The organism is Streptomyces kanamyceticus (assembly GCF_008704495.1).
Classification (GTDB): domain Bacteria; phylum Actinomycetota; class Actinomycetes; order Streptomycetales; family Streptomycetaceae; genus Streptomyces; species Streptomyces kanamyceticus.
In genome coordinates, this window is record NZ_CP023699.1 from 2,860,138 (window position 1) to 2,883,256 (window position 23,119).

The window sequence follows — 23,119 nt, forward strand, 5'->3', positions numbered from 1 at the left end:
CCATTGCGTACTGCCCCTTACTCCTTGGCAGTTGCCACCGTGACGGGGAGCGGCTTGAGCGCGGCGCGGCCTGGCAGAGCGGTCGCGGCCAGGGCGAGCAGCCCTGCGACGGCGACCACGGAGACGTACACCAGCGGAGTGATCGACGGTGCCGCGCTGCCCGTCATGCCGACGCTGAAGGCGGTCAGGACGGCGAGCGCCACACCGCTGCCGAGCGCCGTGCCGATGAACAGGACCGACAGCGCCTCGGTGCGCAGCATCCGCAGGACCTGGCGGCGCGTGGCACCCGCGAGACGGAGCATCGCGAACTCACGGATGCGTTCGGAGACCGACATCGCGAGGGTGTTGACGACGGCGATGGCGGTGAAGGCCAGGACGAGGCCCATGGCGAGGTAGTTCACCTCGGCGTTCTGCTGCTGTTGTGCCGCCTGGAGGTCGTCGACGGCGGCCGGGGCGAGGACCCGCACACCCGGGAACTTCTTGACCTCCGCCGCGAGTTGTTCCTGCGTACGGTCGCTCTTGACGAGGACCGTGGCGGCGAGCGGGTTGTCCACGTGGCGGGCGACCAGGTCGTGCGCCATGGTCAGGTCGCCGAACCCGAGCCCGCGTGCGTAGACGGCGCGCACCGCGAGCTCGGTCTTCGTGCCGTCCCCGAGAGTGAGCTTGAGCGTGCTGCCCGGCTTCAGCCCGAGCCGGTCGGCGGCGAGTTCACTCACGGCGACGCCGCCCTCGCCGAAGCCCTTCAGGGATCCCTCGGTGACATCGGGGTCCCAGGTCCGGGTGAGGCCTTCGGGAGTGACGCCCTGCGCCGGGTACTTGTCGAGCCCGACGCGCACGGTGGTGCGGACGACCTCGGTGGCGGCATCGACGCCTTCGGTCGTACGCAGCTTCCGCGCGGCCTCGGCCGGAACGCCCGGGCCCTGCGCGGCGAGCGCCCAGTCGGCGTGGATGCCGTCGCGGGCCTGGGCTCGGGCGGCGTCGCCGAGGGTGGGCTGGACGAAGAGCACGGTGCAGGTCATGCCGGTGAGCAGGGCGAGCGGGGTGACGACGGCGGCCATCCGGGCCGCGTTGCCGCGCAGGTTGGCGTGGGCGAGCTTGCCGCCGGGTCCCGTCATCCGGAGCGGGCCGCGCAGCAGGAAGGCCGCGGCCCGGACGACGAGCGGCCCGAGCAGGGCGATGGCGCAGGCGAAGACCACAACGGTCAGGAAGGTGACGGGAGTCGACGCGGCCTCGGTGCGCAGCACGCTCAGCACGGCGACCAGGACGACGCCACCGGCGAGCAGGACGAGACCGGCGATGATGCGGCTCCACGCCGGGCGGGTGCGTTCGACCCGCGCCTCGGCAAGCGCTTCGGCCGGGTGGATCCGGACGATGCGGCGCCCCGCGATGCGGGCGGCGGCCCAGGCACCGAGCAGGGTCGCGGCGATGGCGGCGAAGGGCGGGAAGACGCTGACGGTGCGCTCCAGAGTGGCGGGCACGGCGCCCATCTCCACGAACCGGCCGTGCAGCCAGCCGCCGAGCGGGATGCCGGCCAGCGCCCCGACGACGCCCGCGACAGCGCCGACGAGCAGGGCCTCGCGGCCGAGGAGCCTGCGGATCTGCTGCGGTGTGGCGGCGATGGCGCGCAGCAGGGACAGTTCGCGATGACGCTGCTGGACGGAGAGGGCGAAGGTGCCGACGACCACCAGGATGGCGACGAGCAGGGACGTGCCGCCCATGGCACCGCCCATGCTGACGAGCTTGATCCTGGCGCCCGCCGCGTCGAGGAACTCGACGGGACCACGACCCGCCCCCGAGCTGACCTGCGCGGTCGTGCCGTCGACGGCGTGCTCGACGGCCTGCTTGAGCGCATCGGCGTCGGTACCCTTCGCCGGGACTACGCCGAATGCCGTGACCTTGCCGGGGTGCGCCGCGAGCCTCTCGGCCTCCGCCGAGGAGAAGAAGAGCGAGGTCTGGTGAGCCAGAGCGCCCTGCTCGGGCGCGGCGATGCCGGTGATGCGGTAGTCGCGCGGACTCCGCGTCGACTGGACGGTGAGGCGGTCGCCGGACCTCAGCCCCGCGCGGTCGGCGAGCCCCCGGTCGATGACGAGGTCGTGGGCCGTGCGCGGCGCCTTGCCTTCGACGAGACGGAAGGGGGTCAGCGCGGCGGACTCCCAGGCGTGACCGTACGAGGGCCGGTCGGTGGCGCTCGCGAGGGCGGGCGTCAACGGCTGGGCGAGGAAGGTGAGTTCGGGCACGACCATACCGACGCCCGGCGCCGCCTTCAGCCGGTCCTCGATGTCCCGTGGCAGCCAGGCCCGTTCAGCGATCGGTTTCGCCTTGTGCTTGACCTTGGTCTTGCCCTTCTTGTGCTTGACCGTGGTCTGGTGGACGTTCTGGTCGGCGGAGACGATCACGGGCGCCGCGGCGTAGCGCTCGGTCTTGATGGTGCCGCGCAGCCCGGTCTCCAGAAGGGTGCCGCAGGCCGTGATGAGGGCGGCAGCGCACATCAACGCGAGGAACGAGCCCAGGAATCCACCCTTGCGGTCCCTGACGGTCTGCAGTGCGTAGCGCAGCATCATGAGGTCTCGGTCTCTTCTCGGTTGTCGCGGGAGGGCGCGTCGGTCGATGGCGCGGGAGCCGTCGGCGCGGGGAAGGCCAGGAGCCGGGTGAGCACGGTGCGGGCATCGGCTGGAGTGTCGGCATCGGACCGCTTGTAGCGGTTGAGCAGCGCGATGTACTCCTCGAAGAACGCGTGGAGTTCGGGGAGGGTCAGCCGGATCGTGCCGCGCGAGTACGGGAACGCGTCGGCCCACTCGCCGAGTTCGGTGGCGCCGCTCTCCTGCCGCAGCTGTTCGAAGAGCTCGAGGTCGGCGGCGTACGAGAGGTGGTCGAGCTCGTCCATGACGAGCCGCACCTCGGGGCTCTGCCGACTGCGAGGCGGAAAGCGCCGGTCACCGGGGACGGCCCGCCACCAGCGCTCGCGGCCCCCGTGCCCGGGACCGCTCGCCCCCGGACCACTCGTCTCCTCGACGAAGCCGTAGCGGGCGAGTTCGCGCAGGTGGTAGCTGGTGGCCCCGGTGTTGAGACCGAGCGCCCTGGCGAGCGTCGCGGAGGTGGCGGGGCCGTGCACGGTGAGGTGCTGCAGCATCCGCTGTCTGCGCGGCTGCGCGAGCGCCTTGAGTACGCGGAGGTCGCTCAGCTCTTCCGGTGCCGAAGCCGGGTCCGAAGCCGGGTCCGAAGCCGAAGCCGGGTCCGGCGCCGGAGCGCCGGACCTCGTCGCGTCAGTGGTGCCGGGTTCCTGTGCCATGCGTACACAGTCGCCTGTGCACAGGTTCCTGTGCACTGCGGCGGCCCGGCGTCTCCACAGGGGGGTTAACCCCCCTGTGGGGAAAGCGTGTTGGGATACGTGGCTCGTCGCGGGCCGCCCCACCCCCGTGGGAGCGGCCCGGTCAGAACGCCTCGTATCCCAAGTCCTCGGTTTCCTCGCCCTCTTCTTCCAGGGCCTGGCGGACCACGCGGAGTGCCATGCCCTCCGAGTAGCCCTTGCGGGCGAGCATGCCCGCGAGGCGGCGCAGGCGCTTGTCGCGGTCGAGGCCCCGCGTGGAGCGGAGCTTCCGGGCGACCAGCTCGCGCGCGGTCTCCTCCTCCTGCTCGGAGTCGAGCTGCCCCACGGCCTCGTCGATCAGCGTGGAGTCCACGCCCTTGGTGCGCAGCTCCCGCGCGAGTGCCCGTCGGGCCAGGCCCCGGCCGTGGTGCCGGGACTCCACCCAGGCGTCCGCGAAAGCGCTGTCGTTGATCAGACCGACCTCTTCGAAGCGGGAGAGCACTTCTTCCGCCACCTCATCGGGGATCTCCCGCTTGCGCAGCGCGTCCGCCAACTGCTTGCGCGTGCGAGGGGTTCCGGTGAGCAGCCGCAGGCAGATCGCCTTCGCCCGCTCAGCCGGATCCCCCTTGGGCGGCTCCCCCTTCTCGGCCCTCGACGAGGAAGGGGGGCCGCTGTCCTGGTGGCCGTCGAAGCCGCCGCGCCGCCGACGCCGTCGGCCGCCCTTGCGACCGCCGTCGTCCCCGAAGCCGCCCTCTCCGAAGCCGTCCTCTCCATAGCCGCCGCCCTGGCCGTGGTCACCCTGCTCCACACCGCCCCCGTGGCCCCGCCCCGCGGTGCCGGGGCGGCTTTCGGGGGCGGTGTGGTCCGCCCAGTCGGTTCGTCGCGTCACGGACTAGCTCTTGACCGCCGCGGCCTTCTTGGTGGCCTTGGCCGCCGGTGCGGGCACCGACTTGGCGGCGTCCTCGGCCGGTGCCGTGCCCGCGGCGTCCGCGCCCGGCTCGGCAGCCGCGGCTTCCGGCTTCACACCGACACCCAGCTTCTCCTTGATCTTCCTCTCGATCTCGTTGGCGAGGTCGGGGTTGTCCTTCAGGAAGTTGCGGGAGTTCTCCTTGCCCTGGCCGAGCTGGTCGCCCTCGTACGTGTACCAGGCGCCGGCCTTGCGGACGAAGCCGTGCTCCACGCCCATGTCGATCAGGCCGCCCTCGCGGCTGATGCCGTGGCCGTAGAGGATGTCGAACTCGGCCTGCTTGAAGGGCGGCGCGACCTTGTTCTTGACGACCTTGACGCGGGTGCGGTTGCCGACCGCGTCCGTGCCGTCCTTGAGGGTCTCGATGCGTCGGATGTCGAGCCGCACCGAGGCGTAGAACTTCAGCGCGCGGCCACCGGTCGTGGTCTCCGGGGAGCCGAACATCACGCCGATCTTCTCGCGGAGCTGGTTGATGAAGATCGCGGTGGTCTTGGACTGGTTGAGCGCGCTGGTGATCTTCCGGAGCGCCTGGCTCATCAGGCGGGCCTGGAGGCCCACGTGCGAGTCGCCCATCTCGCCCTCGATCTCCGCGCGCGGCACCAGGGCGGCGACGGAGTCGATGACGATCAGGTCGAGGGCGCCGGAGCGGACCAGCATGTCGACGATCTCGAGTGCCTGCTCGCCGTTGTCCGGCTGGGACAGGATGAGGTTGTCGATGTCCACGCCGAGCTTCTTCGCGTACTCGGGGTCGAGGGCGTGCTCCGCGTCCACGAAGGCGACGGCGCCGCCCGCGCGCTGTGCGTTCGCCACGGCGTGCAGCGTCAGCGTCGTCTTACCGGAGGACTCCGGTCCGTACACCTCCACCACACGGCCGCGGGGGATGCCGCCGACGCCGAGCGCGACGTCGAGCGCGGTCGACCCGGTGGGGATGACCTCGATGGGCTCATTCGGCCGCTCACCCATGCGCATCACTGCGCCCTTGCCGAACTGCCGTTCAATCTGTGCGAGCGCGGCGTCGAGCGCCTTCTCGCGGTCGGTTCCTGCCATGGGTTCCACCCGATTTGCTTGAGTCGATCGCTTCACGTCAAAGACGCTAACGCCTGCCACTGACAATCCGCCCCGACGCCCGTCCAGCCTGTGGATAACTCGAGGCAATCCCTCATCGAAATCCTCCGGAGCCTCGCAGGGATCCGCCCGCCCAGCCCCGGAAAATCGCCGCCGGACACCCCATGAGAATGGATGTTCGATTTTAGTGTCAAGCGCACCACGCTGCGCGTCGGCACCCTCACCCGACGGGCTCACCCGGACCCCGCGCCGGGGCAGGACCGCCCCGCGCGGGCCCCGCCACCACGCATACTGACGGACGCCGACGGACCCGAAGGGCACCACGCAACACCAAGCACACCAAGGACGGTGAACAGTCATGGACACCGACTGGGAGTGGGACGAGAGCCTCTTCTCGGGCGCGGCCGCCCACTACCGGCGCGGTCGGCTCCCCTACGCCCCCGGCCTGGCCGACGCCCTCACGGAGGCCCTGGCGCTCGACGGCCGGGGGCGCCTGCTCGACGTGGGCTGCGGACCGGGCACCGTCGCGCTGACCCTCGCGCACTCGTTCGGCGAGGTCGTCGGCGTGGACCCGGACAGCGGGATGCTCACCGAGGCCGCGCGCGACGCCGCCGCGGCGGGAGTGGCCGACAGAACGCGCTGGGTACGGATCCGGGCCGAGGAACTGCCCGCGGGTCTCGGCACGTTCACCGTCGTGACCTTCGCGCAGTCCTTCCACTGGATGGACCGCGATCTGGTGGCGGCGACGGTCAGGGACATGCTCCGGCCCGGTGGAGCACTGGTGCACATCTCGGACCTGAAGACAGAGGACCTCTCCGTAGTCGGCCTGCCGCATCCGGCGGTGCCCCAGGAGGCGATCGGGGAACTGGTGCGGCGGTATCTGGGTCCCGTCCGGCGGGCCGGTCGCGGCGTGCTCCCGCACGGGACGCCGGGCGGCGAGGCCGCGGTGTTCGCCAGGGCGGGCCTCCACGGCCCCCGGCGCCTCGCCGTGCCCGCAGGCCAGGCGCTTGAGCGCACCGTCGACGACGTCGTCGCGGCGGTGTTCTCGCTGTCGTCATCCACCCCGCACCTGTTCGGCGCGCACCGCGACGCCTTCGAGGCGGACCTGCGCCGACTGCTGAAGGCGGCATCCCTTTCGGGCCGCTTCTCCGAGCGTCGGCCGAGCACCGAGGCCGTCGTCTGGCGCAAAGACCCTCCCGAATCCACCTTGTGAACTGAATCACACCTGCCGACTGTCACGGTTCGCCGGTCCGCGGTGTCTCGATGGGCGGCCGAAGAGAGGAGCCGGGTGTGATGCCGAGACGCCGACACGCGCGCGCGGGAGGGCCGAGCCATGGCTGAGGACGCCTTCAACGAGCACCGTCCGCTGCTGTTCACCATCGCGTACGAGATCGTGGGCAGCGCCTCCGACGCCGAGGACGTGCTGCAGGAGAGCTACCTGCGCTGGAGCGCGGTGGACCAGGAGAGCGTGGAGCACGCGCGCGCGTACCTGGTCCGTGTGGTGACCCGGCAGTCCCTCAACCACCTGCGCGCGGTGCGGGCACGGCGCGAGGAGTACGTCGGCACGTGGCTGCCCGAGCCGATCCGTACCGCGCCGGAGGTGAGCGAGGACGCGATCCTCGCCGAGTCGGTGTCGATGGCCATGATGCTCGTCCTGGAGACGCTGAATCCGACCGAGCGCGCGGTGTTCGTGCTGCACGACGTCTTCGGCTACACCCACGGCGAGATCGCCTCGTCGGTCGGCAGGAGCGAGGTCGCCGTACGGCAGATCGCCCACCGTGCCCGTCGGCACGTCCACGCGCGGCGGCGCCGTTTCGAGCCGGACTCCGATGCCGGACGAGAGATCGTCCAGCGGTTCCTGCGCGCGGCGGCGACCGGCGAGATCCAGTCCCTGATGGACCTGCTGGCGCCCGACGTCGTCCAGATCTCCGACGGCGGCGGGAAGGTCGTCGCCGCCCGCCGTCCGATCACCGGCCGCGCCGATGTCGCTCGGTTCGTCCTAGGCGTGATCCGGAGCACCACTCCGGCGACGCGCGCCGAACCCGCCACGTACAACGGCATGCCCGCGGCCCGGTTCGTCACCGACGGCGTACTCGACTGGCTGGTCGCGTTCGAGATCCACGACGGACGGATCACCGGCCTCTACGGAGTGCGCAACCCGGACAAGCTGCACCGCACCGATGCGGTGCTCCCGCTCGACAGAGGAGGTCACGGGACATGGAAACCATGACGGTGGAACGCGTCATCGCCGCCCCGGTCGAGGACGTGTTCACCTGGCTCACCACGACCACCCACTACACGAGCTCGCCCCTGGTGCTCCGCTGCCGCCTGGCCAGGCACGGCGAAGGCGCACCCTACGGAGTGGGCGCCGTGCGCGATCACCTCTGGCTGATCGGCTGGTTCAAGGAGCGCATCACGCGGTACGACCCGCCGTACGCCACGGAGTACGTCGTGGAGCGCAGCCTGCCGCCGTCGCGGCACGAACTCGGCCGCATGACCTTCACCGAGGTCGACGGGGGCACCCGGGTGTGCTGGACCACCCGCGCCGAGATCCCCGTCCCGCTGCTCGGCCCGTTCCTCACCAGGCGCCTCGCGCGGCCGGTCATCACCCGCACCTTCGGCGCCATCCTCAAAGCCGCCGACACGGCCCTGACGCGCACTGCCGCGCCCAGGAACTCCTACTGACGGCTGTCCGGTCCGTCCGGCCGGGATCCGTCCGTCCGCGGCCCGGTCTCGGACTCCGCCGGGGCCGCCGGATGGTTCGGCCCGCGCAGGGCGCGCCGCACGCGCGCGACGAAGGGCGCTCCGCCCCGGCGCCGGTGCCCGTGGACCCGGGGGTCGTCCGTGACGTCGTACCGCTTCACGTACGCCCCGAGGAACGCCTGCAGCGTCGCGACGGCCGGGATGGCGATGAGCGCCCCGACCGCGCCGAGCAGCGCGGTGCCCGCGATGACGGATCCGAAGGCGACCGCCGGGTGGATGTCCACGCTCTTGGCGGTGAGCTTGGGCTGCAGCACGTAGTTCTCGAACTGCTGGTAGACCACGACGAAGACCAGCACCCAGAGCGCGTACCAGGGGTCGACCGTGAAGGCGATCAGCATCGGCAGGGCGCCCGCCAGGTACGTGCCGATGGTCGGGATGAACTGGGAGACCAGGCCCACCCAGACGGCGAGCACGGGCGCGTAGGGCACGCCGAGCGCCTGGAGCAGGATGTAGTGCGCGATCCCGGAGATCAGCGCCATCAGGCCGCGCGAGTACAGATAGCCGCCGGTCTTGTCGACCGCGATCTCCCAGGCCCGCAGCACCTCGGCCTGCCTGGCGGGCGGCAGCACCGAGCACAGGGCGCGGCGCAGTCGGGGCCCGTCGGCCGCGAAGTAGAACGAGAAGAGCAGGATCGTCAGGAGCTGGAAGAGACCGCCGAGGACCTGTGCGGAGACGTCCAGGACGCCGCTGGCGCTGTTCTGCACGTACTTCTGCAACCAGTCGGAGTGGACCAGGCTGTCCTGGACCTCGACGCGGGAGAGGTCCGTGTGGAAGGTCTGGTTGATCCAGCTGATGACCTTGTCGAGGTAGTCGGGGAAATCCTCGACCATGTCCACGATCTGGCCCGCGAGCATGGATCCCATCAACGTGATGAAGCCCGCGCTCGCGATCACGACGCTCAGGAAGACGAGGAAGGTGGCGAAGCCCCTGCGCAGCCCGCGCGCGGCCATCCAGCTCACCGCGGGCTCGACCGCGAGCGCCAGGAAGAACGCGATCAATACGTTGATCAACAGACCGGTCAGCTGGTGGAAGGCCCAACTGCCGAGCTGGAAACAGGCGATGAGCGTGAGGGCAAGCACCATGGCCCGGGGCAGCCAGCGCGGCATGCGGGCGCCACGGCCCGCATCGGCCCCGGTGGGGGGCTGCGTGGGCGGCGTCGTGCCGAGTGAAGCGGTGCTCTGGGTGACCTGCGCGGTCTCGTCGGTGGGTGCCACGGTGCCAGTCTCGCCCACTCCGACGACATTCGGCCGCCACCCTCGTCGGTCGACACCCGCCCCACGCGCGCGTGGGGCGCCCTACCGCGGCCCCACCGCGACCCGACCCTCCCGGAGTCAGCGCTTTTCGGCCGGTACGTCCATCGCCGCGCAGACCGCGCGCCAGACGTCCTTGGCCTCCCAGCCCGCGTCCAGCGCCTCATTGACCGTACGTCCGCCGAGCTCCGCCATCACGTGATCGCGCGCGAAGGAATCGGCGTACCCCGCTCCGAAGTGAGCCGCCATCCGCTGCCAGAAAACCGTCAACCGCATGCAATCCGCTCCACACTCACTCTGCCCTACCTGTTGATCAGCGTGACTGATCGCGCTTCAGCTTGCGGCGCTCTCGGCTCTTGAGAGACGAGCAGCTCACCACGGCGGGCGGGTTCCGGGAGATCGTCTGTCATGGCCTCGATGCTACCGAGAGGCGCCGGTGCGGTGACATGCCCGCCGCGATGTGCGAACCGAAGGTGACGGACAGGACGGACGTCGCGGCGGCGGTGGGGGCCTTGGCCCGAGGGGCGGCGGGGGGCACACCACTCGGGAGGCGGTGAGCGTTACTTGGTCGCGACGGCCGCGACGGGAGCGGTGGAGTTCCGGCTGAAGGGACGCTTCGACCAGAAGTAGCCGACCAGGACGATGCCGACGCACCAGGCGATGGCGATGATGCCGTCGTCGCCGATCTCCGTGCCCATCAGAAGACCGCACAGGGTGTTGACGATGGGCGTGAGGGGCTGGTTGTCGGCGACCAAGGAGACGCCGGCGGGCATGGAAGAGGCGGGCACGATCGCGGCATAGCGAAAGGCCCGCCGCCGCAGCAACGCGTTCCCACGGCGGGCGCCCGCCCCGCTCCCGGCCCCGGGCACCTCACCCCTCGTCGGAAGTCGGCGGTGGTGGACTCAGGCGGCAGCCTCACCCCGAGGGCGACCTCATACCGGCCCACGAGCACACCGACACACACGAGGTCTTCTACGTCACCCAGGGCGCGGTCCGACTCTTCGTAGAGGGCACCGAAGGCGTACAGCAGGAGAAGCTGCTCACCCCCGGCGACTTCTTCGAGCGGTTCTTCGAAAACCTCAGTGCACCCACCGAACGGCACGGCCTGCCGCCCCAGCCGCTGATCCCGGAACACGACAGGTTCGACTCGGTCCCCGAACGGTACGACGTGCGCTTCCTGCCCGACCAGCAGTGGCGCGCCTGATGACGTCGACCGGTCCCGGTGGCGTCGTCACCTCAGTCCCGGCAAGGTCCGCAGCTCGCTGATCCTGAGGACACGGGCAAGGAGCAGGAACAGGAGCGCCATCGTGACGCCGCCCGCGGCCAGGGTCAGCGCGAGAGCCCAGGTTTCCGTCGCCAGGTTCATGGCACAGACGCGGGCGACGAGCCAGCCGAACGCACCGGCTGTCGCGGCGGAGACCGTCAGTTTGCCGTAGGTACGGCACAGGCGTTTGCCGTCGAGGCGGCCCTCCAGGCGCCTTCGCAGGCGTAGGGCGGTGATGAGCAGGCCGGTGGCGTACGAGGCGGCATACGCGGCCGCCATCCCGGTGACCGCCCAGCGAGCGGGCAGCAGCAGATGGCACCCGGTGGCCAGGGCAATGTTGACGGCGCTGATCCATACGGCCGTCCAGAACGGCGTACGGGTGTCCTCGAAGGCGTAGAAGCCGCGCAGCAGCAGGTACTGCGCGGAGAAGGGGATCAGGCCGAGCCCGAAGGCCTGGAGCATGTGGCCGAGGGGCCGGGCGGCGGCCGCGTCGGCGGCACCGTGAGCGAACAGCAACTGTGCTGTCTGCGGTCCGAAGGCGAGGAAGAAGAAGGCGGCGGGAACGATGACGACCCCGCTGATCCGCAGCGCCCGGGACAGGTCGCCGCGCACGTCGTCCAGGCGCCGTTCGGCGACGGCCCGGCTCATCCGCGGCAGCAAGGCGGTGACCAGGGAGACCGTGATGATCGCCTGGGGCAGCATCCAGATCGTCTGCGCGTTGGAGTAGGCGGTGAAGCCCACGCCGTCCTTCGGCAGTGCCTGGTCGGCTGCCGAGGCGTACCGGGTCACGACCGTACTGGCCACCAGGTTGGCCAGGACGAAGAGCAGCGTCCAGCGAGCCGCGCTGACGCTCTTGCGCAGGCCCGTGCCGCGCCAGTCGAAGCGGGGGCGGAAGCGGAAGCCCGCCGCGCGGACGAAGGGGATCAGGGCGAGTCCCTGGACGGCCAGCGCGAGCGTCGTGCCGACCCCGAGGAGCGTCACCTGGGTCCGCGTGATGTCCTGCACCCGGTCCGGCACCGTCATGAGCCCGATGTAGATGCCGAACACCGCGACCAGGACGACGTTGTTGAGGACGGGAGTCCACATCATCGCCCCGAACCGGTTCCGGGCGTTGAGGACTTGGCCCAGGATGCTGAACAGTCCGTAGAAGAAGATCTGCGGCAGCAGGAACCGGGCGAACGTCACGGTCAGCTCGAACGCCTCATGGTTGTCGGGCGTATCGCTCTGGTAGAGGCTGATCATCTGCGGCGCCGCCCAGACCGCCAGCGCCGTGCCGATGCCCAGCACACACAGGACGAGGGTGACCAGGCGCTGCTCGAACGCCCTGCCGCCGTCCGGCTGCTCGATCCGCGCCCGTACCAGCTGCGGCACGAGCACGGAATTGAGCGCCCCGCCGATGAACAGGAAGTACAGGCTGGTCGGCACGGTGTTGGCCTGGTTGTACGTGGTGGCGAGCAGCCCGGTTCCCAGCGCCGCACCCTGCGGGACCAGTCTGATCAGCCCGGTCGCCCGGGACACCAACGTCCCCGCCGCCATCAACAGGGACGAGCGCATTAACCCGCCCTTGCCCCCGTCCGACTTCGGCGCGGCGTGCCGCCCTCGCCGCTGCTTTCTCCGTGACCGCGTCATCGCCCCGGTCCGCGTCCCCTCCGTCATGGGCCCAACCTACGGCCTGAAGATCACGCGCAGCCGTCAACCCCATGCCTCCCGTATCGCGCCCCTGAGAGTGCAGCCCGTCCCAGGGGGCTTGCCGAGAACGCTTTCCGTCCTACGGTCGGAGCATGGCCGAAACCGGAGCATCCCCCGACCCCGTGCCCTCGCCCGACGCGGCGCTCTCCCCGGTCGCCCGCGCCGAGCAGTTCGTCTGGCTCACCGCGCGCGTCCTCGAACAGCGACGGTTCGCGTACCACTTTCCCCGAGGCAACGCAGGCACCACGGGCACCACAGCCTCAGGCACCACAGCCGCAGGCACCGCAGGCACCGCAAGCTCCACAGACACCGGCGGCGACCAGGCCGCCGACGCGGTGGAGGCCGCCCTGACCGCCTATGCCACCGGGGACGGCGGGTACGGCTACGCGCTGGAACCCGACCTGCGCGGGCCCGTCAGCCAGCCGCTGCACACCGGGCACGCGCTGCGCGTCCTGGACTCGATCGGGCGCTGCGGCGGGCAGCGGGTGGAGCGCGTGTGCCGCTATCTGACGTCCGTGTCGACGCCGGACGGTGCCCTTCCGGCGATCCATCCCAGCCAACGCGGCTATCCCTCGGCGCCGTTCGTCCCGATCCTGGACGATCCGCCCAGTGAACTCCTCGCCACCGGCCCCGTGGTGGGCCTGCTGCACCACAACGAGGTCTGGCACGCCTGGCTGTTCCGCGCCACGGACTTCTGCTGGGCGGCCGTCGAGGCGCTCGAGAAGTCACATCCGTACGAAGTGCAGGCGGCCGTCGCCTTCCTCGACGGCGCGCCCGACCGCCCCCGCGCCCAGGCGGCGGCCGACCGGCTCGGCCGCCTCGTGCGCGAGCAGCGCATCGCGGCACTGGATCCGACGGACCTGGACGCCTACCCGGTGGCGGCCGGTTACGCGCCGGGCGAGCACCACTTCCCGCACGACTTCGCGAAGACCCCCGAGTCCCTCGCGCGCGCGTGGTTCACCGACGACGAGATGGAACGCTCGCTGGACTTCCTCGAACGGGACCAGCGGGCCGACGGCGGCTGGCCCGTCCGCTGGCGGCAGTGGGCGCCCGGCACGGCCCTGGAGGCACGCCCGATCGTGACCATCGAGGCGCTGCGCACCCTGCGGGCATACGGACGGTCCATCGACTGAGGGCCGACGGGCGCCTCCCCCCCCCTGCCCCTCCCCTCGGCCCGTCAGCGGCCGCGTCAGCCCGTCAACGCCCGCACCCCCGCCGTGACGGCGACCGCCGCCGCGATGACCACGAGGAACGGCGCGCGCAGCAACAGCGCCACGGCCGCCGCGGCGAGCCCCGCCGCCTTGGCGTCCAGGACGAGCTCCCGCCCGTCGGCGAAGGCCTGTTGGGCCGTGAGCGCCGCCAGGAGGGCCACGGGAAGCAGGGCTGCCAGCCGTCTGACGAGCGGCCGCTCCAGCGCGCCCGCGGGCACCAGCAGTCCGGCGAGCTTGACGAGGTAGCAGCCGACGAAGGTCAGACCGATAGCGATCCAGGTGCTCAACGGAGTTCCTCCCGTGCCGCCCGTGCCGAGCGGCCCTCTACGTAGAGCACGACCGGCGCCGCGAGGGCCGCCACCAGGACCGGAACTCCGCCGGGCAGTACGGGCAGCAGACCGAGCCCCAGGACGACGGCCAAGGCCGCGGCCGCGCGCTCCCTCGTCGTACGCAGCATCGGCGCGAGCAGCGCGAGGAAGACCGCGGGCCCCGCCGCGTCGAGCCCCCACGCGTCGGTGTCACCGATCGCCTCGGCGCCCAGCGCGCCGAGGAGCGTGGTGAGGTTCCACAGCACGTAGAGGCTGATCCCGGTGACGGTGAAGCCGATGCGGGCGCTGCGGCGGGTGGGCTGGGCGAGGGTGACCGCCGTGGTCTCGTCGATGACCCAGTGCGCGGCGAACGGCCGTACCGCGCGCGGGAGGGCCAGCAACTGCGAGAGCCGCAGCCCGTAGAAGGCGTTGCGCACGCCGAGGAAGAAGGCACCCGCGGCGGCGGTGAACGGGTTCCCGCCGCCCACGAGCGCGCCGACCAGGGCGAACTGCGAGGCTCCGGTGAACACCAGCAGGCTGAGCACGCACGTCTGCGGCACGGTGAGGCCGCTGCCCGCCGAGGTCACTCCGAAGGCGAAGCCGGAGAGCCCGACGGCGACTCCGACGCCGAGCCCGTCACGGACGACGGCCGCGTCCGGTTTCGGTTCCGGCTTCGGTTCCGGCTTCGGTTGCGCGAGTTCGCCCGCGTCCGACGGGACTGTCTGTTCTGCCACGCCCCGGACGCTACGAGGGGGCGACTGCCGGGTCTTGTACGTTCTTGCGCTCGCGTACGACGCCCCTGCGCTCGCGCTGGTACGCCCCAGGGGGCACCCCGACGATCCGGGTGAAGTGCCGGTTGAGGTGCGGCTGGTCGGTGAAGCCCACGGCGACGGCCGCCTCCGCGGGCGGCGTGCCCGCGTCCAGGAGGCCACGTGCCCGGCGCACCCGCGCGTCGGTGAGCCAGGCGTGCGGCGGCATTCCATAGGCCTCGCGGAAGGCGCGCAGCAGGGCGAAGGGGCCGGTTCCGAGCTCGGTGGCGAGCTGCTCCAGGCTCGGCGGAGCGACGAGCCGCTGCTCCAGGACGGCACGCGCGCGTGCCGCCGTGCGCGCGCCCGCGGTGCGCACGGTCCGCTGCGGCAGGCGCCCGCCGTTCTGCCGCAGCAGCCGGGTCACCGCCATCCGCAGCACGGTGTCGGCGGCGAGCGCGTTGCCCTCCTCCGCGGCCCGCAGCACCCGGTGGACCAGGGCCACGGCGTACGGATCGTCGAGCACCGGACGGACGAAACCGGGGGTGCCGCGGATGCCGGTGGTCTCCGCGGCGATGGCGGAGACCAGCTCGGGCGCCGGGTAGACCGCCCCGTACCGCCAGCCCTCGGGCACACCGGCCCGGCCCGTGTGCGCGGTGTCGGGATTGATCAGGGCGAGGGCGCCCGGCCCCGCGGCCTGCTCGCCGCCGCCGTGCTGGAAGACGTCGACGCCCTCGGCGATCGCGGCGATCACGAAGTGCTCATGGGTGTGCCGGACGAACGTCTTGTGGATGTAGCGGGCCTGCAGCAGGTCGACGCCGGGCAGCTCGGCGTACCGCCAGTGCCGTGCCTGCTCCGCCGAACCCGCCATGCCCCCATTCTGCGCGTCCGGGCCCTTGTGCTCACCGTGATTTCGCAGGTGGACGCGGTTGTCAGGGGTGTTGTCAGTGGTGGGGTGCACGATGGGGGCATGGTCAGGTCCGCGCCCAGCGCCCCCAGCGCCCACGCCGCTCTCGCCGGGTTCTCGCCCGCGACCCGCGGCTGGTTCACCGGTGCCTTCTCCGCGCCCACCGACGCCCAGGCAGGGGCGTGGCAGGCGATCGCCGAGGGCTCCGACGTGCTGGTCGTCGCGCCGACCGGCTCCGGCAAGACCCTGGCCGCGTTCCTCGCCGCGCTGGACCAGCTGGCCTCGACCCCGCCGCCCGCCGACCCCAAGAAGCGCTGCCGGGTGCTCTACGTGTCGCCGCTGAAGGCCCTCGCGGTCGACGTGGAGCGCAATCTGCGCAGTCCGCTGACCGGCATCCGCCAGGAGTCGGTGCGCCTCGGCCTGCCGGAGCCCGAGGTACGGGTCGGCATCCGCTCGGGCGACACCCCGGCCGCCGAGCGCCGAGCCCTGTCGACCAGGCCGCCGGACATCCTGATCACCACGCCCGAGTCGCTCTTCCTGATGCTGACGTCCGCCGCGCGGGACGCGCTGACCGGCATCGAGACGATCATCCTGGACGAGGTGCACGCGGTCGCGGGCACCAAGCGCGGCGCCCACCTCGCCCTGTCCCTGGAGCGGCTCGACCAGCTGCTGCCGAGGCCCGCGCGCCGCATCGGCCTCTCCGCGACCGTGCGGCCGGTGGACGAGGTGGCGCGCTACCTCTCCCCGCAGCGCAAGGTGGAGATCGTCCAGCCGCCGTCCGGCAAGGAGTTCGACCTGTCGGTGGTCGTCCCCGTCGAGGACCTCGCCGAGCTGGGCGGCTCCCCGGTCGCCGACTCCGAAGAGGGCGCCGAGCGCCCCTCGATCTGGCCGCACGTCGAGGAGCGCATCACCGACCTCGTCCAGGCGCACCGCTCGACGATCGTCTTCGCCAACTCCCGCCGCCTCGCGGAGCGCCTGTGCAACCGCCTGAACGAGATCGCGTACGAGCGGGCGACCGGCGAGGCGCTCCCCGAAGACCACTCCCCCGCGGAGCTGATGGCCGAGTCGGGCGCCGCCAAGGGCGCCCCGCCCGTCCTGGCCCGCGCCCACCACGGCTCGGTCTCCAAGGAGCAGCGGGCGCAGGTCGAGGAGGACCTCAAGGCGGGCAGGCTGCCCGCCGTGGTCGCCACGTCCAGCCTGGAGCTGGGCATCGACATGGGCGCGGTCGACCTGGTCGTGCAGGTCGAGTCGCCGCCGTCCGTCGCCTCCGGGCTGCAGCGCGTGGGCCGGGCGGGCCACCAGGTGGGCGCGGTCTCCACGGGAGTCGTCTTCCCCAAGTACCGGGGCGACCTGGTCCAGGCCGCCGTCGTCACCGAACGCATGCGCACCGGCGCCATCGAGTCGCTCCGCGTCCCCGCCAACCCTCTGGACGTACTGGCCCAGCAGCTGGTCGCGATGGTCGCGCTGGACACCTGGCAGGTCGACGACCTCCTTGCCACGGTCCGCGGGGCCGCCTCCTTCGCCTCTCTCCCGGAGTCCGCGTTCACGGCGGTCCTCGACATGCTGGCGGGCCGCTATCCCTCCGACGCCTTCGCCGAGTTGCGCCCGCGCGTGGTCTGGGACCGCGTCGCGGGCACGGTCACCGGCCGCCCGGGCGCACAGCGCCTCGCCGTCACCTCCGGGGGCACGATTCCCGACCGCGGCCTCTTCGGAGTCTTCCTCGCGGGCGCCGACCCCAAGAAGGGCGGCGGCCGCGTCGGAGAGCTCGACGAGGAGATGGTGTACGAGTCCCGGGTGGGCGACGTCTTCACCCTGGGCACGAGTTCCTGGCGCATCGAGGACATCACACGCGATCGCGTGCTCGTCTCCCCCGCCCCCGGTGTCCCCGGTCGGCTCCCCTTCTGGAAGGGCGACCAGCTGGGGCGCCCCCTCGAACTGGGGCGGGCCCTCGGCGCGTTCCTCCGGGAGGTCGGGGCGCTCCCGCAGGAGCGGGCACGCGCGCGTCTCCTCGCCGCGGGCCTGGACGCCTGGGCCGCGGACAACGTCCTGACGTACCTCGCCGAGCAGCGTGAGGCCTGCGGCCACATCCCGGACGACCGCACGATCGTCGTCGAACGGTTCCGCGACGAGCTGGGCGACTGGCGCGTCGTCGTGCACTCCCCCTTCGGCGCCCAGGTGCACGCCCCTTGGGCCCTCGCGCTCGGCGCCCGCCTCACCGAGCGGTACGGCATGGACGCGCAGGTCATGCACGCCGACGACGGCATCGTGCTGCGCCTGCCCGACGCCGACCTGATGGGCCTTGACCTGCTCGACCAGGAGCCGAGCGCGCCCTCCATGGAGTACGACGCAGAGAAGGCACCCATCGGCGCGGGCGACGTCGCCTTCGACAAGGGCGAGGTCCACCAGATCGTCACCGACCAGGTGGGCGGCTCGGCCCTGTTCGCCTCGCGCTTTCGCGAGTGCGCCGCCCGCGCGCTGCTGCTTCCGCGCCGCAGCCCCGGCAAGCGCACCCCGCTCTGGCAGCAGCGCCAGCGCGCCGCTCAACTGCTCGAAGTGGCCAGCGAGTTCGGTTCGTTCCCGATCGTCCTCGAAGCGGTCAGGGAGTGCCTCCAGGACGTCTTCGACGTACCGGGCCTCACGGAACTGATGGGGGACATCGAGTCCCGCCGCGTCCGCCTCGTCGAGGTCACCACCCCCGAGCCCTCCCCCTTCGCCCGCTCGCTCCTCTTCGGATACGTGGCGCAGTTCCTGTACGAGGGCGACTCCCCCCTCGCCGAGCGGCGGGCGGCGGCCCTCTCCCTGGACTCCCGGCTGCTCGCCGAGCTGCTCGGCCAGGCGGAGCTGCGCGAGCTGCTCGACGCGGACGTCCTCACGGAGCTCGAGCAGGAGCTCCAGTGGCGTACGGAGGACCGCCGCGCCAAGGACGCCGAGGGCGTCGCCGACCTGCTGCGGCTCCTCGGCCCTCTCACCGAGGGCGAGTTGGCCGAGCGCGGCGCCGAGCCGGAGTGGGCCGAGGAGCTGTCATCGGCCCGCCGCGCCATCCGGGTCAGGATCGCCGGGACCGACCACTGGGCGGCGATCGAGGACGCGGGCCGCCTGCGCGACGCCCTCGGCACGGCGCTGCCCGTGGGCGTGCCCGAGGCCTTCACGGAGCCGGTCAAGGACCCGCTCGGCGACCTCCTCGCCCGCTTCGCGCGTACGCACGGCCCCTTCACGTCAGCCGCCGCGGCCGCCCGCTTCGGCCTCGGCGCGGCGGTCACGGAGGGCGCGCTGCAACGCCTCGCGGCGAACGGCCGCGTCGTACAAGGAGAGTTCCACCCGGCGGGCATCGGCCAGGAGTGGTGTGACGCGGCGGTCCTGCGCCGACTGCGCCGCCGCTCGCTCGCGGCCCTGCGGCACGAACTGGAGCCGGTGCCACCGGCCGCACTCGCCCAGTTCCTGCCCCAGTGGCAGCACCTGGGCGGACACGGCCTGCGCGGTGTCGACGGCCTGGTGCGGGCCATCGAGCAGCTCCAGGGCGCGACCGTCCCCGCCTCCGCCCTGGAGAAGCTCGTGCTGCCCTCCCGCGTCTCGGGGTACGCCCCCGCGATGCTCGACGAACTCACCGCGGCGGGCGAGGTGGTCTGGGCCGGTGCGGGATCCCTGCCGGGAAAGGACGGCTGGGTCTCCCTCTACCTGGCCGACGCCGCGCCCCTGCTCCTGCCGCCCCCGCACCCCCTGGAGCTCACCGCGCTGCACCAGTCCGTCCTGGACGCCCTCTCCGGGGGCTACGGCCTCTTCTTCCGCCAGATCGCCGACCAGGTCCGCGCCACCACCCACCCGGACGCCACCGATCCCCAACTGGCCGACGCGGTCTGGGACCTGACCTGGTCGGGACGGCTCACGAACGACACGCTCGCCCCGATGCGCTCGCTCCTCGGCTCGGGCCGCACCGCGGGCGCCACGGCCCACCGCGCCAAACGCAGCATCCCGCGCGGGCGCTACGGCAGCCTGACCGCCGCCGCCCGACCCGCTTCCCGCACCGGCCCCCCGACGGTCGCGGGCCGCTGGTCCCTGCTCCCCCTGCGCGAACCCGACCCCACCCTGCGCGCCCACGCACTGGCCCGCACCCTCCTCGACCGCCACGGCGTGGTCACCCGGGGCGCGGTGGCGGCCGAAGGCGTCGAGGGCGGCTTCTCGGCGACGTACCGCGTCCTTTCGGCGTTCGAGGACAGCGGCCAGGCGCGCCGCGGCTATGTCGTCGAAGGCCTCGGCGCCGCCCAGTTCGCGATGGACGGCGCGGTGGACCGCCTGCGCGCCACGGCGAACTCCCGGGAGCGGACGGACGGTTCACTCTCCTCCGGCACCCAGTCCGCCGTCATCCTCGCCGCCGCCGACCCGGCCAATGCCTACGGCGCGGCCCTGCCCTGGCCCGAGCCGCCGAACGACGCGGGCCACAAGCCGGGCCGCAAGGCAGGCTCCCTGGTCGTCCTGGTCGACGGAGAACTGACCCTCTACATGGAGCGGGGCGGCAAGACCCTCCTGGCCTGGCCCGCCACTCCGGAGAGCCCGATCGACGAGGACCCCCGCCTGCACGCCGCCGCCGAAGCCCTGGCCACCGCGGCCCGCGCGGGCTCACTCGGCACGGTCACCGTCGAGCGCGTCAACGGCACCTCCGCCCTGACCTCCCCCTTCGCCCCCCTCCTGGAAGGCTCCGGCTTCCACGCCACACCCCGCGGCCTACGCCTACGCGCCTGACCCCGCACACGCACAGGGCACACGACTCCCCGCCGTGCCACCCTGAACCCATGCCCGAAGGAGACACCGTCCACCAGGCGGCCCGGCGGCTGCACGCCGCGCTTGCCGGGCGCAGCATCACCCGCTCCGACCTGCGCGTCCCCAAGCTCGCGACGGTCGACCTCACCGGGCGTGCCGTCCTGGACGTGACCCCGCGCGGCAAGCACCTCCTCACCCGCGTCGAGGGCGGGCTCACCCTGCACTCCCACCTCCGCATGGACGGCTCGTGGCGCGTGTACGCCCCGGGCGAGCGCTGGCGAGGTGGCCCCGGGCACCAGATCCGGGCGATCATCGGCAACCCCGAGCACATCGCCGTCGGCTACCGCCTGCCCGTGCTCGAACTGCTCCGCACCACCGACGAGCACAAGGCCGTGGGCCACCTGGGCCCCGACCTCCTCGGCCCCGACTGGAATCCCGACCGCGCCCTCGCCAACCTCCTCGCGGCCCCCGACCGCCCGCTCGGCGAAGCCCTCCTGGACCAGCGGAATCTCGCGGGCATCGGCAACATCTACAAGAGCGAGCTCTGTTTCGTACTCGGTGTCACCCCCTGGCTCCCCGTGGGCGAGCTCCCCGAAGACACGGCCGCCCGCCTGCCGGTCCTCGCCAAGAAGCTCCTGGAGGCCAACCGCGACCGCCCCTCGCGCACCACCACCGGCCGCCCCCGCCCCGACCAGCGCCTGTACGTCTACGGCCGCGCGCCCCGCCCCTGTCTGCGCTGCGGCACCCCCGTGCGTACCGCCGAACAGGGCGACGGCTCCCGCAGCCGCCCCACGTACTGGTGCCCCACCTGCCAGCAGGGCCCCACCCCCTGAGACCCGCACCAACGCACCGCACCAACCCATCTCACCAAGCCAGTTGACGCCCCGTCAGATCCCGCCGTACCGTCCCGTCATGTCCCTCAAGGCGTACGACCTCACCGGACGCACCGCTTTCCTCACCGGCGCCGCCAGTGGCATCGGCCGCGCCTCGGCCCTGCTCCTCGCGGAGGCGGGCGCCACCGTCCACTGCGCCGACCGCGACCCCCAGGGACTCCACGAGACCGCCGCGCTCATCAAGGAGAGCGGCGGCACCGCCCACATCCACCCGCTGGACGTGTCCGACAGGGCGCAGGTCGACGAGGCCGTGGCCGCCGCGGCGGAAGCATCCGGCGGCCGCCTCGACATCATGGCGGCCATCGCCGGAATCATGCACAGCAGCCCGGTCCTGGAGACCACCGACGAGGACCTCGACCGCGTCCTGAACATCAACTTCAAGGGCGTCCTGTACGCCTGTCAGGCAGCGGCCCGCACCATGCTCAAAGCCGCCACGCCCACCACCCACACCGTCGGCACCAAGGGCAGCATCATCACCATGGCCTCCGGCGCCGTGGACACCGGCGGTCCCGGCCTCCTCTGCTACGGCGCGGCCAAGGCAGCCGTCGTCCAGCTCACCAAGACCCTCGCCACCGAAGTGGGCCCCCACGGCATCCGCGTCAACGCCGTGGCGCCGGGCTGGATCCGCACCCCCATGACCCACCGGCACGACGCCGAGGCGCAGACCCACACCGAGGGATTCATGGCCCGCATGTCCCCCCTGGGCCGCGTCGGCGAACCGGCCGACATCGCGCACGCCGTACTGCACCTGGCGTCCGACGCCTCGGCCTTCACGACCGGTCAGATCCTCCGCCCGAACGGCGGCGTCGCCATGCCGTGGTGACCTGCCCCCGCAGCCGCCCCGCCGCCGACACCACGCGGGCCCGGCACCTCGCGGCCGTACGCTCCCCGGGCCACCGCAGCGCACCGTCCGGCCGCCGGGCATGCCGCCGGCCCCCGGGCCTCGCCACACCGGCCGCCCGCGCCTTCGACACACAGTGCACGGGAAGCACGCTCAGCCCCCAGCCCCCGGCCGCGACCGCGCCCTCGAGCACTCCCGCGTCGGGCGCGAGGGCGAGCCTCAGCACGCCCCACCACCACAGCGCGCCGAGCCCCAGAGCGGGCAGCCAGCGCGCCAGACGCCACATCACGGCCGCCGCCCCGCTCACGGCTGCTGCCACGACTGCCACCTCCCGCCCGACCTGGGATCGACGTAAAACGCTAAACGTCCCGCTTCACCCCACGGGAGGGCGTACCGAGGCCACCGGAGGCATCACGGCGAACAGAAGCGCCCCCGCACGACACGGGGTCACCCCCGTACCGCACGAGGGCGCCCCCTCGCTCCCCCGCGGCGCTCCCACGCCCGCGGGCCCGCACCTGCCGTCAGCTGTTCTCCGCCTGGAACATCCAGTGGTGCTTCTCCAGGTCGGCCGTGATCCCGATGAAGATGTCCTGGCTGACCGGGTCCGCGTCACCGGTCGCCCCGACCCGCTCGCGCATCCGCGTGATCACGGCGCCGAGCGCGTCCACGAGCGTCCCCACCGCGTCCGCGTCCTTGACCCAGCCGTCCCCGACCGTGCCGATGCCGCTGGTCCGCGCCACCGTGACGGCGCGGCCGTCGGGCGATACGCCCAGCGTCGAGGCGCGCTCCGCGACGGTGTCGGAGTGCAGCCTGGCCGTGTCCACGACCTCGTCGAGCTGAAGGTGCACGGAGCGGAAGCGCGGGCCGACCACGTTCCAGTGGATCTGCTTGGCCACCAGCGACAGGTCGACCAGGTCCACGAGCGCGCCCTGCAGCGCCTCCGAGACCGTCTTGAGATCCGCGTCGGACAGCGGGCTCTTCACGACGTACATCTGTCTCCTCCAACTCATCCACGAACAAGAGAAATCCCCACCAACCATGGCATATAAGAGCCATATAGGTCACTTCGGGGTACTTTCGTGCGCTTCCGCCCGTATGGAAACACGAAAGCCCTGGCCGGTTACCCGGCCAGGGCTTTCACCAACATGAGCGC

20 protein-coding genes are annotated in these 23,119 nt (G+C 72.3%); 7 read left to right on the forward strand and 13 right to left on the reverse strand.

What is annotated here, in order from left to right; translation table 11 throughout:
- Positions 1 to 17: 17 nt before the first annotated feature.
- From CP970_RS11350 to recA, 4 genes are all read right to left on the reverse strand, one after another.
- Complete coding sequence (locus CP970_RS11350) at positions 18 to 2,561, reverse strand: FtsX-like permease family protein (protein ID WP_150493243.1); 2,544 nt, start codon at positions 2,559 to 2,561, stop codon at positions 18 to 20.
- Positions 2,558 to 3,289: a helix-turn-helix domain-containing protein gene (locus CP970_RS11355; protein WP_150493245.1), complete on the reverse strand. Its 732-nt coding sequence runs from the start codon at positions 3,287 to 3,289 to the stop codon at positions 2,558 to 2,560. Before CP970_RS11355 ends, CP970_RS11350 begins: the two co-directional genes overlap by 4 nt.
- Before the next feature lie 142 nt (positions 3,290 to 3,431).
- A complete protein-coding gene (gene recX, locus CP970_RS11360; protein ID WP_055555106.1) occupies positions 3,432 to 4,196 on the reverse strand; it encodes a recombination regulator RecX in 765 nt (254 codons plus the stop codon).
- A gap of 3 nt (positions 4,197 to 4,199) precedes the next feature.
- On the reverse strand, positions 4,200 to 5,321 hold the full coding sequence (gene recA, locus CP970_RS11365) for a recombinase RecA (RefSeq protein ID WP_055555104.1): 1,122 nt from the start codon (positions 5,319 to 5,321) through the stop codon (positions 4,200 to 4,202).
- 376 nt (positions 5,322 to 5,697) lie between these two features.
- Between recA and CP970_RS11370 the strand changes: the two genes are divergently transcribed.
- The 3 genes from CP970_RS11370 to CP970_RS11380 all read left to right on the forward strand — a co-directional run bounded on the left by CP970_RS11370 (position 5,698) and on the right by CP970_RS11380 (position 8,024).
- Positions 5,698 to 6,552 (forward strand): class I SAM-dependent methyltransferase, encoded by an 855-nt coding sequence (locus CP970_RS11370; protein WP_055555102.1) that lies wholly within the window; start codon positions 5,698 to 5,700, stop codon positions 6,550 to 6,552.
- Positions 6,553 to 6,672: 120 nt separating this feature from the next.
- The gene (locus tag CP970_RS11375) at positions 6,673 to 7,569 is read left to right on the forward strand and encodes an RNA polymerase sigma-70 factor (RefSeq protein ID WP_055555100.1); all 897 of its coding nucleotides are present in this window, start codon (positions 6,673 to 6,675) and stop codon (positions 7,567 to 7,569) included.
- Positions 7,557 to 8,024, forward strand: coding sequence for an SRPBCC family protein (locus CP970_RS11380; RefSeq protein ID WP_055555098.1), 468 nt, complete (start codon positions 7,557 to 7,559; stop codon positions 8,022 to 8,024). Before CP970_RS11375 ends, CP970_RS11380 begins: the two co-directional genes overlap by 13 nt.
- On the opposite strand, the gene CP970_RS11385 is transcribed toward CP970_RS11380, so the two are convergent.
- The 4 genes from CP970_RS11385 to murJ all read right to left on the reverse strand — a co-directional run bounded on the left by CP970_RS11385 (position 8,018) and on the right by murJ (position 12,245).
- Positions 8,018 to 9,208 (reverse strand): AI-2E family transporter, encoded by a 1,191-nt coding sequence (locus CP970_RS11385; RefSeq protein ID WP_055555110.1) that lies wholly within the window; start codon positions 9,206 to 9,208, stop codon positions 8,018 to 8,020. The genes CP970_RS11380 and CP970_RS11385 overlap by 7 nt on opposite strands.
- Positions 9,209 to 9,433: 225 nt before the next feature.
- A complete protein-coding gene (locus CP970_RS11390) occupies positions 9,434 to 9,628 on the reverse strand; it encodes a DUF3046 domain-containing protein (RefSeq protein WP_055555096.1) in 195 nt (64 codons plus the stop codon).
- A gap of 284 nt (positions 9,629 to 9,912) precedes the next feature.
- Complete coding sequence (locus tag CP970_RS11395; protein ID WP_150493247.1) at positions 9,913 to 10,140, reverse strand: hypothetical protein; 228 nt, start codon at positions 10,138 to 10,140, stop codon at positions 9,913 to 9,915.
- A gap of 443 nt (positions 10,141 to 10,583) precedes the next feature.
- The gene (gene murJ / locus CP970_RS11405) at positions 10,584 to 12,245 is read right to left on the reverse strand and encodes a murein biosynthesis integral membrane protein MurJ (RefSeq protein ID WP_169801293.1); all 1,662 of its coding nucleotides are present in this window, start codon (positions 12,243 to 12,245) and stop codon (positions 10,584 to 10,586) included.
- A gap of 152 nt (positions 12,246 to 12,397) precedes the next feature.
- Between murJ and CP970_RS11410 the strand changes: the two genes are divergently transcribed.
- The gene (locus CP970_RS11410; protein ID WP_055555088.1) at positions 12,398 to 13,438 is read left to right on the forward strand and encodes a hypothetical protein; all 1,041 of its coding nucleotides are present in this window, start codon (positions 12,398 to 12,400) and stop codon (positions 13,436 to 13,438) included.
- A 56-nt stretch (positions 13,439 to 13,494) separates the two neighbouring features.
- Here the strand turns inward: CP970_RS11410 and CP970_RS11420 are convergent, their stop codons facing one another.
- From CP970_RS11420 to CP970_RS11430, 3 genes are read right to left on the reverse strand one after another with little or no spacing between them, the layout of a single operon-like run.
- Positions 13,495 to 13,803, reverse strand: coding sequence for an AzlD domain-containing protein (locus CP970_RS11420; protein ID WP_055555086.1), 309 nt, complete (start codon positions 13,801 to 13,803; stop codon positions 13,495 to 13,497).
- Positions 13,800 to 14,558, reverse strand: coding sequence for an AzlC family ABC transporter permease (locus CP970_RS11425; protein ID WP_055555084.1), 759 nt, complete (start codon positions 14,556 to 14,558; stop codon positions 13,800 to 13,802). The genes CP970_RS11420 and CP970_RS11425 overlap by 4 nt, the downstream gene beginning before the upstream one ends.
- A gap of 10 nt (positions 14,559 to 14,568) precedes the next feature.
- Positions 14,569 to 15,441, reverse strand: coding sequence for an AraC family transcriptional regulator (locus CP970_RS11430; protein ID WP_055555082.1), 873 nt, complete (start codon positions 15,439 to 15,441; stop codon positions 14,569 to 14,571).
- A 99-nt stretch (positions 15,442 to 15,540) separates the two neighbouring features.
- Here CP970_RS11430 and CP970_RS11435 point away from each other — a divergent pair, with 99 nt between their 5' ends.
- From CP970_RS11435 to CP970_RS11445, 3 genes are all read left to right on the forward strand, one after another.
- Positions 15,541 to 20,214, forward strand: a complete 4,674-nt coding sequence (locus tag CP970_RS11435) for an ATP-dependent helicase (RefSeq protein WP_055555080.1) — start codon at positions 15,541 to 15,543, stop codon at positions 20,212 to 20,214.
- Between the two features lie 50 nt (positions 20,215 to 20,264).
- Positions 20,265 to 21,065 carry an Fpg/Nei family DNA glycosylase gene (locus CP970_RS11440; RefSeq protein WP_150493249.1) on the forward strand — a complete coding sequence of 267 codons (801 nt, stop codon included), beginning with the start codon at positions 20,265 to 20,267 and terminating at the stop codon, positions 21,063 to 21,065.
- Positions 21,066 to 21,144: 79 nt separating this feature from the next.
- Positions 21,145 to 21,948, forward strand: a complete 804-nt coding sequence (locus CP970_RS11445; protein ID WP_150493251.1) for an SDR family NAD(P)-dependent oxidoreductase — start codon at positions 21,145 to 21,147, stop codon at positions 21,946 to 21,948.
- On the opposite strand, the gene CP970_RS11450 is transcribed toward CP970_RS11445, so the two are convergent.
- Together CP970_RS11450 and CP970_RS11455 are read right to left on the reverse strand one after the other, a co-directional pair.
- Entirely contained in the window at positions 21,896 to 22,252 is a 357-nt protein-coding gene (locus tag CP970_RS11450; protein ID WP_079043902.1) for a hypothetical protein, read from the reverse strand. The genes CP970_RS11445 and CP970_RS11450 overlap by 53 nt on opposite strands.
- Before the next feature lie 235 nt (positions 22,253 to 22,487).
- Positions 22,488 to 22,958, reverse strand: coding sequence for a Dps family protein (locus tag CP970_RS11455; RefSeq protein ID WP_055553882.1), 471 nt, complete (start codon positions 22,956 to 22,958; stop codon positions 22,488 to 22,490).
- Between the last annotated feature and the right edge of the window lie 161 nt (positions 22,959 to 23,119).

Bases quoted from the DNA above. Each gene is read 5' to 3' on its own strand.
- CP970_RS11450 (WP_079043902.1), bottom strand. From the start codon at position 22,252: ATGTGGCGTCTGGCGCGCTGGCTGCCCGCTCTGGGGCTCGGCGCGCTG.
- CP970_RS11410 (WP_055555088.1), top strand. From the start codon at position 12,398: ATGGCCGAAACCGGAGCATCCCCCGACCCCGTGCCCTCGCCCGACGCG.
- CP970_RS11430 (WP_055555082.1), bottom strand. From the start codon at position 15,441: ATGGCGGGTTCGGCGGAGCAGGCACGGCACTGGCGGTACGCCGAGCTG.
- CP970_RS11375 (WP_055555100.1), top strand. From the start codon at position 6,673: ATGGCTGAGGACGCCTTCAACGAGCACCGTCCGCTGCTGTTCACCATC.
- CP970_RS11380 (WP_055555098.1), top strand. From the start codon at position 7,557: ATGGAAACCATGACGGTGGAACGCGTCATCGCCGCCCCGGTCGAGGAC.
- CP970_RS11435 (WP_055555080.1), top strand. From the start codon at position 15,541: ATGGTCAGGTCCGCGCCCAGCGCCCCCAGCGCCCACGCCGCTCTCGCC.
- CP970_RS11370 (WP_055555102.1), top strand. From the start codon at position 5,698: ATGGACACCGACTGGGAGTGGGACGAGAGCCTCTTCTCGGGCGCGGCC.
- CP970_RS11440 (WP_150493249.1), top strand. From the start codon at position 20,265: ATGCCCGAAGGAGACACCGTCCACCAGGCGGCCCGGCGGCTGCACGCC.
- CP970_RS11445 (WP_150493251.1), top strand. From the start codon at position 21,145: ATGTCCCTCAAGGCGTACGACCTCACCGGACGCACCGCTTTCCTCACC.
- CP970_RS11350 (WP_150493243.1), bottom strand. From the start codon at position 2,561: ATGATGCTGCGCTACGCACTGCAGACCGTCAGGGACCGCAAGGGTGGA.
- CP970_RS11390 (WP_055555096.1), bottom strand. From the start codon at position 9,628: ATGCGGTTGACGGTTTTCTGGCAGCGGATGGCGGCTCACTTCGGAGCG.
- recA (WP_055555104.1), bottom strand. From the start codon at position 5,321: ATGGCAGGAACCGACCGCGAGAAGGCGCTCGACGCCGCGCTCGCACAG.
- murJ (WP_169801293.1), bottom strand. From the start codon at position 12,245: ATGACGCGGTCACGGAGAAAGCAGCGGCGAGGGCGGCACGCCGCGCCG.
- CP970_RS11455 (WP_055553882.1), bottom strand. From the start codon at position 22,958: ATGTACGTCGTGAAGAGCCCGCTGTCCGACGCGGATCTCAAGACGGTC.
- CP970_RS11385 (WP_055555110.1), bottom strand. From the start codon at position 9,208: ATGCCGCGCTGGCTGCCCCGGGCCATGGTGCTTGCCCTCACGCTCATC.
- CP970_RS11355 (WP_150493245.1), bottom strand. From the start codon at position 3,289: ATGGCACAGGAACCCGGCACCACTGACGCGACGAGGTCCGGCGCTCCG.